Here is a 13221-nt window from a genome sequence, read left to right as displayed (position 1 = left end):
GGGTGTCACGGGGCGGGGCGCAGCAGGGGCGAGGAGACTTTGCTGGTCAGCCATCGGTCGCCGGACTTGGTCAGCGACAGGGTGATCGACAGCTGACCGCGCCGGGGCTGCTGCTGCGTCCCGACACTGGCGATGGACTGGTCGACGACGACGATCGCCTCGGCGGACTCCGTGTCACTGGTGGCGATCGCGCAGTCGACGGTGCCCGCCGTCGACTGCACCCGGCCCTGGACCAGCACCTCGCGCAGATCGGCGCTGGTGGACTCGAATTCCTGTTTCCACGCGCCGGTGGCCCGGTCGAGCACGGCGGCGAAGTAGGCATCGAGATCGGTGGCGTTGTAGGTCGACAGCACCGAGCCGTAGGCGCAGGCCGCCGCCCGCGCCTCGGTGCGCGCCCGGTCGAGTTCCCCGGCACGGTGGTGCTGCCAGCCGAAGTACCCGCCGCCGGCTGTTCCGCCGATGCCGAAGGCGACGGCCAGGGCGACCACGATCGAGGTGGTGCGATTCCGGCTGCGCGATGGTGTTGCCGCGGTGGCGGTTTCCTCGGATTCCGCCGCGGCGGGGGCTGTCGATTCGTCGGTGTCGGTCATGGGGTTCCTTTCGGTGGCGGGGGCATCAACGGCCGGGCAGCGGCGCGGACCGCTCGTCGCCGGTGCTGCCCGGCGGTGGTCCGGCGGTGTTGTCGGGCGTCGCGGGCCGTGGCGCGTTGGCCGACCCGCGGACCTGCTGCGCGGGATCGCTGGTGACGCAGTAGTTGTAGAGGCGGACGGTGCCGTCGGAGACGGTGGCGGGCGAGACCGGGATGGTGTCGTACTCGCAGAACGGCCGCGGCCAGATGTCCACCATCGTGTGGAAGGCGTTGTCGTGCGCGGGAACTCCGAGCAGAGCCGTGCCCGTGCGCAAGGCCGGGAACAGCGCCGTCAGCGCCGGAGTGCGCAGCCGGGCCGCGCGGGTGATGGCCCGCAGGTTGGTCACCAGGTTCGTGATCGGGTCGGTGGTCTCGGCGACCACCCCGCCGAGCGTCGCCAGCTGTCCGGGGCCGAGGTCGAGCAGGCGCCGCAGCTCCTGGTCGGCGGCGGCGAACTGCCCGAACAGCACGCCCGACCCTTCGACGAGCGTGCGCAGGTCCGGCTGGGCGTGCGAGGTCGTCTCCGCGATGACCGACAGCTTCTCGACGAGGTTGCGGGTCTGCGGAAGCAGCTCCGTCATCCCCACCATGGCCTGGCTGATCCCGCTGATCACGGTGCGCAACTGGTCCGGCCCACCGGCCAGCGCCCTGTCGAGTTCAGCGACGATGACGTTGAGCCGCTGTGGATTCAGGCCGCCGATGAAACCGGCCGTGTCGGTGAGGAACTCGTCGATGGTGACCGGTGTCGCGGTCCGGTCCCGTTCGACGACCGCGCCGTCGGACAGGTACGGGGCGTCGTTGGAATCGGGCCGGAAATCGAGGTACTGCTCCCCCGCGGCCGACAATCGGGCGACGACGACAGCGCCACCCGCGGGCACGTGATATCCGGCATCGATATCGACGACGGCGGTGACACCGGTCTCGGACAACTCCAACGAGCGCACCGTCCCGACCCGCACGCCGCGGAAGGTGGCATCGGAATGCTCGAGCAGCCCACCGGAGCCGGCCAGTTCCACCCGGACGGTGATGCTGTCCCGCCGCGGGTCGACCCGGATGACATCGACGAGCAGATATCCGCCGCTCACCAGCAGCGTCAGCACCAGCCCCACCGCCGCGATGCCGTTGACATGGTGTTTCGCCCAGCCCGCGGCCCGGAGCAGGTATTGCGCGGCGACCTCGAGTGCCACACCGGCGAACCAGATTCCGGCGGTGAACACGAGCGCCAGCGTGTACCGGACGCTGCCTCGGGGGTACTCGGTCATCGCCCACCGCCCTGCAATCGGCCGATCACCCGGGCGAGGACTTCGGCGAGGCTGCCGACGAAGGCGCCGGGGTCGGAGCCGTCGGGCAACCTGCTGCCCTGCGGGTCGGTCAGGGCGCCGACGCTGAGGTAGGAAATCGTCGCCGCGACCGCGAGGCTGGTGCCCTGGGTGGTCGCCAGCAGCGACGGGTGCAGCGCGTGCAGCTGGTCGAGCGCGCCGGCCAGGTTGTCGCCCATCTGGGTGAAGCCGGTCATCAAGGCCTGCACGCTGTCGAAGAGGCCGACGAAATCCGCGCTGCTGGTGGACGTGAACTCGCCCAGCGCGCCGAGGGTGACCGAGACATCGGCGGTGAGCTCGGTGATGGCGCGATTGTTCTCGGTGAGCACCGAGATCAGCGGCGGGAAGGTGTCGGCGGCCTGGCCGAGCTCGGCTCTGCGCTGGTTGAGGGTGACGCTGAGCGCGTCGAGACCGTGCAGGACGGCGTCGATCTGACCGGTTCGTTCGTTGAGCGCGGTGAGCGTGGCGGTCAGCTCGGTCAGCAGGTGCGCGAGCTGGGGACCGCGGCCCGCGAACATCGAGTTCGACTCGCTGGTGATCCGGGCCACCTGGCTGAGCGCGCCGCCGTTGAGCAGCATCGACAACGACATCATCAGTTCCTCGACCGAGGCGCCCGCCGAGGTGTGGTCCCGGTCGATCACGTCACCGTCGGCGAGCATCGGTGTGCCGGAACGGAGTTCGGGCAGCACGATCGCGACGTAGATGTCACCGAGCGGGGTCGGCTGGCGGAGTTCGGCCCGCGATCCGCGTGGCAGCCGGACATCCGCGCGGATCTCCAGGTCGACGGTGGCCACGAAATCGGTGGTGTCGAGGCCGGTGACGACGCCGATGTCGGTCCCGCCGGTCTTCACGTGCGCGCGATCGGGCAGGTTCAGCGCATTGTCGAACAGCGCCCGCACCGTGTAGGTGGGGCCGTCGAGGCCGGGCTTGGGCAGGGGCATGGAGTCGACGGTCACGGCGCAGCCGGCGACCGAGCAGGCCGCCAGCGCCAGGACCGCCGCCCGGGCGAGCCGGGGCCTCATCGGGTCAGTCCCAGCAGTGCGGCGAACAGTCCGAAGTCGGGCCCGAAGTCCTGCAGCTTGCCGGTCCGGCAGCCGTCGGCCCGGAGCTCGACCCGCTGGCAGAACAGCGCGAGCAACTCGTTGTCGAGCAGGCTCTTGTCCGTCAGCAGGTGCAGGCGCACCGCCTTGGCCTCGGGACTGACCGCGTTGCCGAGGTTGTCGAGGAACAGCGGTGCGATGTCGACGATCTCGGTGAGTCCGCGGGCATGGTCGCGCATCTGCGCGGTGATCGTGATCAGGCGCAGCAGCGCGTCGGTCAGCGGTTGCTCGTTCTCCCCGACGACGGCGCTGGTGTTGGCGACGAAGTCGTTGATCTGGGTGAGCACGGCCTGTAGTCCCGGGGACTGCTCGCGCATCAGCGTGACCAGCTGGGTGAGCCGGGCGCTGAAGTCACGGACCGTCGCGTCGTTGTCGGCGAGAATCTGGGTGACGTCGTTGAGCCGGACGATCGCGTTGGCGATCTGGTCCTTGTTGGCCAGGGTCACGTCGAAGGCGCCGGCGAGCGCGTCCAGGGTTTCGCGAATGCGGTCACCGTTTCCGTCGAGCAGCGGGAACAGCACCCGGCTCGCCATCGGACCATCGGAGTTGTTGCCCGCCAGTGCCTTTCCGATGTCGTCGAAGTTGCGCAGGATGCGGTCCAGCTCGACCGGTGTCCTGGTGCGGGCGAACGGGATGTGGGCGCCGTCGGACAGGGTGGGGCCGCCGGTGTAGGCGGGGGTGAGTTCGATGTGCCGGTTGGTGATCATCTGCGGGGAGACCAGCGCCGCGATCACGTCGGCGGGCACGTCGACCTCGGGGTCGACGACCATGTGCACCTGCACGTACTCGCCTTTGGGGACCAGCGCGGTCACCCGGCCCACCGGCATGCCGAGGACGGAGACCTCGTTGCCGACGTACAGGCCCGCGACATTCTCGAAATCCGCCGTGAAGGTCTTCTCGCGGCCGAGCAGCCGGTCCGGCAGGGAGGTCAGGCTGTGCGGCAGCGCCGAGCAGCCCGACAACAACACAGCGACAGCGGCCACGACGGCCAGCCGGACGAATCTCGTGCGCATCAGCGGCACCCCGCTACGGCCTGAACGGCACACAGCCAGTTGTCGGGGAACATCCACGGCAGATAGAGCTCCCCGTACGGGCCGTTGCCGAGGGAGTTGTTGAACTGCCGGAGCGTGACCGGCATGATCTGGAACAAGCTGTCGAGGTTGGCCTTGTTGTTCTGCAGGCCCGCCGACATCGTGTTCAGATCGGCGATCAACGGCGCGAGCTGTCCCCCGTTGTCGATCCCCATCGCCTGCAGGTCCTTCGAGACCGCGGCGATACTGTCGAGCAGCTGGGTGACCAGGGTCTGCCGCCGGGCGACCGCGTCGCCGATGGCCTGGCCGCGGGTCAGCAGCAGGAGAACGGCATTCTGGTTGTCGGAGACCACGCTGGAGACCTTGTCGATATTGCGCAGCAGCTGCTCGACCTCGTCCCGGCGCTCGCTGATCACCTGGGCCAGCGAACCCACCGAGTCCAACGCCGTCGCGGTCAGCTGCGGCGAGTCGCCCATCTGCCGGGCGAGGGCGTCCAGCGATGCCCGCAGGGCCACGGGGTCCACCCGTTCGAGGTGCTCGAAGGAGTGGGTGTACTTGTCGTCGTTGACGACCTTGGCCAGGTTGTAGGGAACTTCGGTCCGGTCCAGGGGAATTCGCTTGCTCTCCGGCGCCGAGGGCGCGCCCGGATCGAGTTCGACGTGCATCCGGCCGAGGATGGTCGACATCTTGATCGCGGCTCTGGCGTCGTCGCCGACGCGGATGTCGTTGTCGATCGAGAGCGCGGCCTCGATCCGGTCGCCGGCCAGTCGCGTCGACTTCACCGTGCCGACTTCGATGCCCGCGATATCGACACTGTCGCCGGCGCGGAGCCCGGCGGTCTGGGCGAATTCGGCGTGCACGGTGCGGTTGCCGAGGTCGAACCGGGTGAGCGCGCTCGAGCCGAACAGCAGCACCAGCACCGCCGCGCCCGCGCCCAGGCCGAGCCACCAGTGGCGATTGTCCGCGAAGCTCGGTATCGCCTGCCACAGTCGCCGCGCCGTGGGCAGCAGCGCGCGCAGGCGCTCGGATGGTCGGGTGGACGTCATTACCGGCATACCTCCGAATGGGAATTGCCACCGATCTGGGTCAACATCCCGGGCGGCAGCACCACGCCCCACAGCGAGACGTCGAGACTGCAGACATAGGAGTTGATGTAGGTGCCGTTGCCGCTGATCCGGGCGAGGCCGGCCAGGACGAACGGCAGTTCGGCGGCGGTGATGTCGAGCCGCGCGCCGTTGGCGATCAGCAGGCGCACGCCCTCGTTCGCGGACTGCTGCGCCTGCGCGAGCCCGGGCCTGATCCGGGCGATGAGATCGGCGAGCTGCCTGGTCGACCCCGAGGCCTGCTCGACCGCGGACGCGAGCGTCGTGCCCTGCTCGTAGAGCTCGACGGTGAGCGTGCGCGACTGGGTGATCAGTGTCTCCAGCTCACCGCTGCGGTTGGCCAGACCCTCCACCACCCCACCGAGATTGGTGATCACCTGCCCGAGGATCTCGTCCCGGTCGCGGAAGGTACTCGCCAGTTGCGCGGCCTGGGTGACCAGCGCGCTGAGCGATACCCCGTCGCCCTGGAGGGCCTGAATCAGGGTGTGCGACAACGAGTTGATGTCGTCGGGCTCCAGGGTCGCGAACAGTGGTTCGAAGCCGGCCAGCACCGTGGACACGTCGAAGGACGATTCGGTGCGCTCGTAGGGAATGGTCCCGTCCGGGGGCAGCCGGTTCCCGCCACGGTCCCCGGCGGCCAGCGCCACATACCGCTGCCCGATCAGGTTCTGATAGCGGATCAGTGCCTTGGTCGTGGTGGTGAGCTGATGGCGTGACTGCACGCGCAGCACCACCGAGGCGCGGCGGTCGGCGTCGAGTTCGATGGCATCCACTCGGCCGACGCGGATTCCGGCCATGCGGACGTCGTCGCCCACCCGCAGACCGAGGACATTGCCGAAAGTCGCGGTGTAGCGGACGGTGTCGCCGCTGACTCCGCGCTGCAAGGTCGAGAAGATCGTGTAACCGGCCACCAGGGCCAGCCCGACGAACAGCGTCAAGATCAGCAGGGCGGTGCGGGTTTTCATCATGTCAGTTCCCCATCGGCGGTGCGTCGGCGTAGGTGACCTGGACTGCCCCGTCGGCCAGGACCGGCGTGAGCAGCACCAGTTGCGCGGCGTTCGGCGGTCGCCCGACGAGCGCCTCGATGGCTTCGATGCCGTGCAGCGACGCCGGTGCGGTGGCCGACGCCGGGGCGGCGGGGCCGGGGACGACCGCGCTCAGTGTCAGACCGGGGACCGCGGGCAGGCCGGGAATCGCTGGGAGACCGGGGACCGCGGGCGGCGGGCCCGCCGCTTCCAGCCTGCCCGGCAGCAGCTGGGTCGGAATGTGCTGCTCCGGCGCGGTATACGGCACCGTCGCTCCGCCACAGCGCGGCCCGGCCAGGCTGCCGTATCGAGGGCAGTCCGCCGCGGTGTACTGGGTGAAGGGGGTGAAGCTGACGTCGACGACCCAGCGCATCTGCCGGTCGGGTCCCCAGTTGAAGACGGTCGCCAGCTTGCGCAGCGCGGTGTCGAGATTGGCGACCGCGGTGCCGATGGCACCGGAGTCGGCGGCCAGCGCGCCGAAGGTCTCGTGCAGCCCGCCGACCAGTTCCGGGCCCGCGTCCGGATTGCGCTCGAAGAGGGTGTTGGTGACACCGACCGCGCCGCGCGCGGCGGTCAGCAGCGCGATCAGGTTCGCGCGTTTCTCGGTGAGGGTGCGCGCCGCGGTCACCGACGAGACGAGGGTGTCGACCAGCTGCGGCGCGGACTCGTTGACCGCCGACGCCGCGGCGCCGAGATCGCCGAGCAGGTCACCGATCCCCGGTGTCGTCCGGACCTGGGTGGTCCAGGTGTCGAGTCGTTCGATGGTGGAGCCGGGCATGCGGTAGCTGGGGTCGAGCGCGTCGGCCAGCGTGCCGAGGACGGTGGCCAGCCGGATCGGATCGATGGCGTCGAGCACGGTCCGCAGGGTGGTCAGGGTCGTCTGCAACTGGGCGCCGACCTCGCTGGTGTCCTGGGTGACGGTGGCGCCGTCGCGCAGCGGGTCCGGCGCCGGGCCGTTGTCGACGAGTTCGACGGCGGTGACGCCGAAGATGTTGTTCGGCACCACCCTGACGGTGACCGTGGCGGGAATACGCTGGGCCAGTGCGGGTTCGATGCGCAACCGCACCTCCTGCCGCTCGCCCCGCGCGGCGATGTCGGTGCCTGCGACCTGGCCGACCAGCACCCCGCGGAAGGTGACATCGGCGCGCTCGGGGACGCCGTCGCCGGTGCTGGTCATCCGCGCGGTCACCTCGACGGTGTCGAGGAACTCGCCGTTGTAGCGCAGTCCGAGCAGGTAGACGACCGCGGCGAGGAGCACCGCGATGAGCACGCCGAACAGGCCGAGTCGCAGCGCACTCGGGCCGCGACCACTGGGATCGAGAATCATGGTCGCCGCCTATCCCGTGATCCGGATGCCGGGGTCGATCCCCCAGATCGACAGGGAGAACAGGAGATTGACGAACACGACGGTGACGATGGTCATCCGGATCGCCCGGCCGGAGGCGACGCCGACACCCTCGGGTCCGCCCGCCGCGGTGAAGCCGTAGTAGCACTGGATGAAGGTCGCCACGGCGGCGAAGACGATGATCTTGAGGATCGAATAGGCCACGTCCACCGGGTCGAGGAACTGGTGGAAGTAGTGGTCGTAGGTGCCCAGCGTCGTCCCGCCGAGGAAGGCCACGGTGAATCGCGTCGCGAGATAGGCGACGGCCAGGCCCGCGGTGTAGAGCGGCACGATGGCGACGACCGCCGCCAGCATCCGCGTCGTGATCAGGTAGGGCAGCGGCCGGATGGCGATGGACTCCAGGGCGTCGATCTCCTCGGAGATGCGCATCGAGCCCAGCTGCGCGGTGAACCGGCAGCCGGCCTGGGCTCCGAACGCGAGGGTCGCCAGCAGCGGCGCCAGTTCCCGCGTGGTGGCGAATCCGGAGATCGCGCCGGTCAGCGGGCTCATGGTGAGCAGGCTCAGCGCGGTGTGCGACTCCATGCCGACGGTGATCCCGCCGAAACCGCAGAGGATCACCACCACACCGATCACGCCGCCGCCGACGATCAACGAGCCGTTGCCGAAGCTCACGTCGGTGATCAGCCGCAGCAGTTCCTTCCGATAGTGCCTGAGCACGAAGGGAACAGCCGCGACCGCCTGCAGGAACACCAGTCCCTGATGGCCGAGCCGCACCGGCACGGTCGCCGGCGCGGTGGCGGCGGCGCGCAGCCGGGCGAGCGGACGCAACAGTGGTGGAACGTAACCGGACGCCATCTCAGAGCACCTTCGACGGGAACACCGCGTTGTAGAGCTGGGTGAGGATGATGTTGGCCGCGAACAGGACGATCGCGGAGTTGACGACCGCGGAGTTCACCGCGTCGGCCACGCCCGCCGGTCCGCCCCGGGTGTGCAGCCCGGTGTCGCAGGCGATGATCGCCGCCAGCGCGCCGAAGACCGCGGCCTTGACCATCGCGACGACCAGATCGGCGGCCACCGCGAAGGAGGCGAAGGTGCCGACATAGGAGCCCGGCGTCCCGCCCTGGATGTAGACGTTGAACACGTAGCCGGTCGCGAAGCCGACGAACACGACCAGCCCGCACAGCAGGGTGCTGATCACGACGGCGGCGGCGAGGCGCGGGGCGACCAGGCGGCGGACGGGATCGACGCCCATCACGACCATGGCGTCGATCTCCTCCCGGATGGTGCGCGAACCGAGATCCGCGCAGATCGCCGACCCCACCGCGCCGGCGATCATCAGCGAGGTCACCAGCGGGGCACCCTGGCGGATGATGCCGAGCCCGTTGACCGCGCCGATGAAGGTGGTCGCCCCGACCTGGCTGACGAGCGAGCCGACCTGGATCGACACCACGACGGCGATGGGAACGGCGACCAGCAGCGTCGGCGTCGCCGACACACTGGCCATGAACGCGCACTGCTTGACGAATTCCGTGGCCGGAAAGCGCCGGGTGACCAGCGCGCGGATCAGTTCGGCCAGCGCCCGCCCTGTCATCAGGACCTGGCGCCCGGCCGTCTCGACGGCCCGTTGCGGGTGGTCGCGCCAGTAGGTCAGCCCGAAGGTGATGACCTGATCACGGGCATCTCCGCCCGGTGGTGGAGCTGTAGTCGACGACTGCTGCACGATGGTTCACTCTCCGCGGACATTTTCTACGGTGAAGTAGTTAGTAATTACTACGCTAGAGTAGATATATGGACACTGACGGCGCCGACAGCGCGGCACCCTGCCGGTGGGGGATCATTTCTCGATGAGCATCGAAGAGGACACCGACGGCGTCTGGCGGATCGCTCCGCCGCGCCCGGCCCGGCCGCGGCGCCGCAACGGACCGCGACTACCGCCGGAGGAACGCCGCGAGCAACTGCTCGACGCCGCCCGCGCGGTCGCGGGCCGGGACGGCTTGGCCGAACTCACGATGCAGGCGGTGGCCAAGCAGGCCGGCGTCGCGAAGCCCGTGCTGTACGCGATCTACCCCACCGCACCCCAGCTGCTCGACGCACTGCTGCGGCGCGAACACTCCCGGGGCATCGCTCAGGTCCTCGAGGCCCTGCCCGCGGGCTTCGACGACGCCGACCCGGACGCGGAGTTCGAGGAGGCCGTCATCGCGTTCCTCACCGCCGTCCAAGACGATCCGGTGCGCTGGCGGTTGATCCTCATGCCCGCCGACGGCGCCCCCGCCTCCTATCGCGGCCTGCTCGCCGGCGCCAGGGAGAAGGTCGTCGAGCGCTGCGCCCAGCTGCTCGAAACGGGCATCGCGCGGCGCGGTGGACCCAGCGACGTGGATGTCGAACTGGCCGGTCGCGTCATGCTCGGGTTCATCGAGTCGCTCGGCCGACTGGTGCTGTCGAATCCGGAACTCGCTTCCCCCCAGGCGCTCCGGCCCACGGTGCGGGCACTGACCAGGACGCTGCCCAAGGACGACAAGGGCACTCGGATCATCCCGTCCGGCGGGTCGGTGGTGTCCGCCTGGCAGGCCGGGAACGCGCGGACGCCACCCGAGCATCCGGCGTCACCGTAACCGGATGTCGGAGATCAGCAACGGCGGCCAGGCGATGATCTCGCCGATCGCCGAGAACAGCTTGTCGAAGCCGTGCAGTTCGGCGAGGTGCTCGTGGTGGTAGCCCAGCCAGAACAGCCCGATCAGGAAGTACGGCACGCCGAAGGCGATGCCGAGGAAGATGAGCTGGCGCAAGCTGATCCGGTAGCCCAGCAGTTCTTTGATCATCACCGCTCCCCTTACGCGATCTCGCCGAGCACGGCCTGCGACTCGATCAGCCCCTGGTCGTCCGGCGCTTCCCCGCGACCGAAGACCCTGGCCCGCTGCTTGTCCCGCAGTGCCTGATGGGCCTGTGCGGGAATGTCGTAGCCGTAGAGTTCTTGCGCCTGGCGCGGAGTCATCGTGGTCGCGTTCGCCGGCGGGATCTTCAGCAGCACCGGACCGGCCACCGGCACCGACATCGGCGAGATCAGCCGCAGCAGCTGAATCTGCAAGCGCGCGTTGAGACTCACCACCGTGAACGCGACGCTCATCGGCGTGGTGACGAGCACGTCGAGCAGCCTGCCGGTCGGTAATCCGGCCATCTCCCGCATCCAGCGCGGCATGGTGGCCAGGGTGCCGCGGCGCAGGAAGGCGTAGACGACCTTGAAGATCGGCCGGAGCGGCAGCGGGATCTCCGGCATCATCACCTCCGCCCGCAGCAGGTGCCGCATCGCCTTGCGGGCGATGTCGGACCCGATCAGCTGCGGGCGCATCCGCTCGAAGTACTCGCTGATCCCGGCCCTGGTGCGCGGCACGTCCGCGGGGTCGCAGGTCTGGAGTTCCGCCGCCCGCGCGCACTCCGCCCAGTACTGCAACTCGTCGGCCTCGCTGAGCCGGCCCGGCCCGTACTTCTCGTAGGCGACGAGGATGGAATGCCATGCCGTCAGGTGGATCCACAGCTGGGACTGCGGATCGTTCGCGTCGTAGGACCGCTGAGTGACGGGGTCGACGCCGATCCCCTTGGAGTGGATCTTCACCAGGATGTCGGCCGCGTGCGCGGTGGACCGACTGTCGGCGAACATCACCATGGCGAAATACCGCAGGGTGCGGTCGTAGCGGGTACGCGGCCGGTCGTAGATGGCATGGGTGGCGTCCACCGAGGCGACCAGCGCCGGGTCCAGCTCCTCGATCACCACCGCCCGCTGGAAGCCGACCGTCAGGCTGGTCGGGTAGCTCCAGACCTGCCACGCGACCGACTCCGGACCGAAGAATCCGTAGTCCTCCGCGGGCGTCAGCGGGGGTATCGACAGCCACTCACGCAAGGACGCCATCGTTGCCATCGCGGGCTCCAATCCATTTACTACTCATGCGTAGAAGTATTACTACGCGTGAGTAGAAACGATAGACCTGCCTCAGGCGGCCAGTCAACGGTTTCGGCCGAAAAATCGCCAACTGACTCAGACAGATACTCACACAGGACTATCTCCGAAAACTGCTGACCGAGGCCACACTTGAATACAGAGTCGCCGCACAGCAGTCAGATATCGCGCGCATCAGCGGGGCATCCAGATCAACCAACCCAGACACTGACATTTCGGCTGTGAAGCCGCCTCGACACAGGGCCGGGTAGCCGAATTGCGTTCGGGCTGAGCGGAATCCTGTCCGTCGGCCGCCGGATCGGATTCCATCGATGACATGGCTACCCAGGCGACCGAGACCGACGAGCGCCGGGGATGAGCACGCCGCGGATCAGCTCGCTGGCGTTCCTGACCCCGGGCAACTACCTCGACGAGGATCCGTACACCGGCCTCGAGGACACCCTGCGGCTGTTCGAGTACGGCGAGCGTCTGGGGTTCGACGGCGCGTGGGTCCGGCAGCGGCATCTCGAGCACGGGGTCGGTTCGGCGGCGGTGTTCCTGGCCGCGGCGGCCCAGCGCACCAGCCGGGTGGAGTTGGGGACCGCGGTCATTCCGATCGGATACGAGAGCCCGTTCCGGCTGGCCGAGGATCTGTCGCTGGCCGACGTGCTGTCGCGGGGGCGCCTGCAGCCGGGGTTCAGCGCAGGGACACCGCCGCACGCCGACCTGATCGGCGATCTGGTCTTCGACGGCGACTGGCGCACCTTCGACCTGTCCTACGGCCGGGTCGCCCGGCTGGTCGAGAACCTGCGCGGCCACTACCTGGGCGACGCCGACACCGTCATCCACTCGCCGGGCAACACCCAGCGCCCCCGGCTCCAGCCGCACAGCCCCGGCCTCGCCGATCGTGTCTGGTACGGCGGCGGGAGCACCCGATCGGTGCGCTGGGCCGCCGAGAGCGGACTGAATCTGCTCAGCGGCAATATCGTCTTCGGGGATCGCAGCGACGACTTCGCGACCGCCCAGCGGGGCCTGATCAGCGACTACCGCGAGCGGATCGATCCGGCGCGACCGGCGCGCGTCGCGGTCGGCCGGGTCCTCGTCCCGTTCGACAGCGCCGATCGCGCGACCCGCGAGCGGTACCGGGCCTACGCCGCGAGCAGGCACGAACGCACGCTCGGACCGCAGGGCGAGCGGCGGGTGCTGTTCGCCCCCGACGTCGTCGGGACCGCCGAGCAGATCCTCGACCAGCTGCGCGCCGATCCGGTGCTCGCGCTGACCACCGAGCTGCGCCTGGAATTGCCGTACGAGTTCCACCGTGCGGACTACGAGCAGATCCTGCACGACACGGTGACGCTGATCGCTCCCGAACTCGGGTGGAAACCCGCGCTCGGCTAGTTATTCCGGCGGTCGGTAGGTGACATCCAGCCCCGTCGCGGCATCGATCTGCTCGGGCGTGAGCAGGCCGACGGTGTGCGAGACGGCGGCACCGGCGGCCGCGGTGCGGATCGCGAGCGCCGCGGCGGCCACCTCGTCGGGGACCTCACCGATCACGAACAGATCGTCGTCGCCGAAGGCGAAATAGCAGGCTTCCACCCGCCCGCCGACGCTCTCGACCATCTCGGTGATGGCCGCGCGGCGAGCGCTACCACCCTGTGCGAGGAGGCCGTTGGCCCCGTCTTGCAGATAGCTGACCCGCCACATGTACTTCGGCATACCTTCGAGCCTCCTCGGACTGG

Annotated in this window: 14 protein-coding genes; 2 read left to right on the top strand and 12 right to left on the bottom strand. The window is 69.2% G+C overall.

Annotation, left to right across the window (positions count from 1 at the left end; genetic code table 11):
* Positions 1-5: 5 nt before the first annotated feature.
* Genes AB0L91_RS28750 through AB0L91_RS28710 form a run of 9 tightly spaced genes read right to left on the bottom strand, consistent with a single transcriptional unit; the run spans position 6 to position 9214 of the window.
* On the bottom strand, positions 6-590 hold the full coding sequence (locus AB0L91_RS28750) for a hypothetical protein (RefSeq protein WP_365015458.1): 585 nt from the start codon (positions 588-590) through the stop codon (positions 6-8).
* A gap of 25 nt (positions 591-615) precedes the next feature.
* On the bottom strand, positions 616-1890 hold the full coding sequence (locus tag AB0L91_RS28745) for an MCE family protein (RefSeq protein WP_365015456.1): 1275 nt from the start codon (positions 1888-1890) through the stop codon (positions 616-618).
* Positions 1887-2969, bottom strand: a complete 1083-nt coding sequence (locus AB0L91_RS28740) for an MCE family protein (protein ID WP_365015454.1) — start codon at positions 2967-2969, stop codon at positions 1887-1889. The genes AB0L91_RS28745 and AB0L91_RS28740 overlap by 4 nt, the downstream gene beginning before the upstream one ends.
* Entirely contained in the window at positions 2966-4060 is a 1095-nt protein-coding gene (locus AB0L91_RS28735) for an MCE family protein (protein WP_365015452.1), read from the bottom strand. Before AB0L91_RS28735 ends, AB0L91_RS28740 begins: the two co-directional genes overlap by 4 nt.
* Positions 4060-5124, bottom strand: a complete 1065-nt coding sequence (locus AB0L91_RS28730; protein WP_365015450.1) for an MCE family protein — start codon at positions 5122-5124, stop codon at positions 4060-4062. Before AB0L91_RS28730 ends, AB0L91_RS28735 begins: the two co-directional genes overlap by 1 nt.
* Positions 5124-6149: an MlaD family protein gene (locus tag AB0L91_RS28725; protein WP_365015448.1), complete on the bottom strand. Its 1026-nt coding sequence runs from the start codon at positions 6147-6149 to the stop codon at positions 5124-5126. Before AB0L91_RS28725 ends, AB0L91_RS28730 begins: the two co-directional genes overlap by 1 nt.
* A 1-nt stretch (position 6150) precedes the next feature.
* Positions 6151-7533, bottom strand: a complete 1383-nt coding sequence (locus tag AB0L91_RS28720) for an MCE family protein (protein ID WP_365015446.1) — start codon at positions 7531-7533, stop codon at positions 6151-6153.
* Between the two features lie 9 nt (positions 7534-7542).
* Positions 7543-8406 (bottom strand): ABC transporter permease, encoded by an 864-nt coding sequence (locus AB0L91_RS28715; protein ID WP_365015444.1) that lies wholly within the window; start codon positions 8404-8406, stop codon positions 7543-7545.
* Between the two features lies 1 nt (position 8407).
* Positions 8408-9214 (bottom strand): ABC transporter permease, encoded by an 807-nt coding sequence (locus tag AB0L91_RS28710; protein ID WP_365015957.1) that lies wholly within the window; start codon positions 9212-9214, stop codon positions 8408-8410.
* 181 nt (positions 9215-9395) lie between these two features.
* On the opposite strand from AB0L91_RS28710, the gene AB0L91_RS28705 reads away from it, so the two are divergent.
* The gene (locus AB0L91_RS28705) at positions 9396-10163 is read left to right on the top strand and encodes a TetR/AcrR family transcriptional regulator (protein ID WP_365015442.1); all 768 of its coding nucleotides are present in this window, start codon (positions 9396-9398) and stop codon (positions 10161-10163) included.
* On the opposite strand, the gene AB0L91_RS28700 is transcribed toward AB0L91_RS28705, so the two are convergent.
* On the bottom strand, positions 10155-10370 hold the full coding sequence (locus AB0L91_RS28700) for a hypothetical protein (RefSeq protein ID WP_355276739.1): 216 nt from the start codon (positions 10368-10370) through the stop codon (positions 10155-10157). The two genes, AB0L91_RS28705 and AB0L91_RS28700, sit on opposite strands and share 9 nt — an antisense overlap.
* Positions 10371-10381: 11 nt before the next feature.
* Positions 10382-11455, bottom strand: a complete 1074-nt coding sequence (locus AB0L91_RS28695; RefSeq protein WP_365015956.1) for an oxygenase MpaB family protein — start codon at positions 11453-11455, stop codon at positions 10382-10384.
* 402 nt (positions 11456-11857) lie between these two features.
* On the opposite strand from AB0L91_RS28695, the gene AB0L91_RS28690 reads away from it, so the two are divergent.
* Positions 11858-12880 carry an LLM class flavin-dependent oxidoreductase gene (locus AB0L91_RS28690; protein WP_365015440.1) on the top strand — a complete coding sequence of 341 codons (1023 nt, stop codon included), beginning with the start codon at positions 11858-11860 and terminating at the stop codon, positions 12878-12880.
* On the opposite strand, the gene AB0L91_RS28685 is transcribed toward AB0L91_RS28690, so the two are convergent.
* Positions 12881-13198, bottom strand: a complete 318-nt coding sequence (locus AB0L91_RS28685) for a GYD domain-containing protein (RefSeq protein ID WP_365015438.1) — start codon at positions 13196-13198, stop codon at positions 12881-12883.
* Between the last annotated feature and the right edge of the window lie 23 nt (positions 13199-13221).

Origin of the sequence: Nocardia sp. NPDC051833 (genome assembly GCF_040681225.1) — a bacterium.
In the GTDB taxonomy this organism is placed as follows: domain Bacteria; phylum Actinomycetota; class Actinomycetes; order Mycobacteriales; family Mycobacteriaceae; genus Nocardia.
Note: the sequence above shows the minus strand (reverse complement) of the source record. Positions and strands in the feature narration are given on the sequence as shown.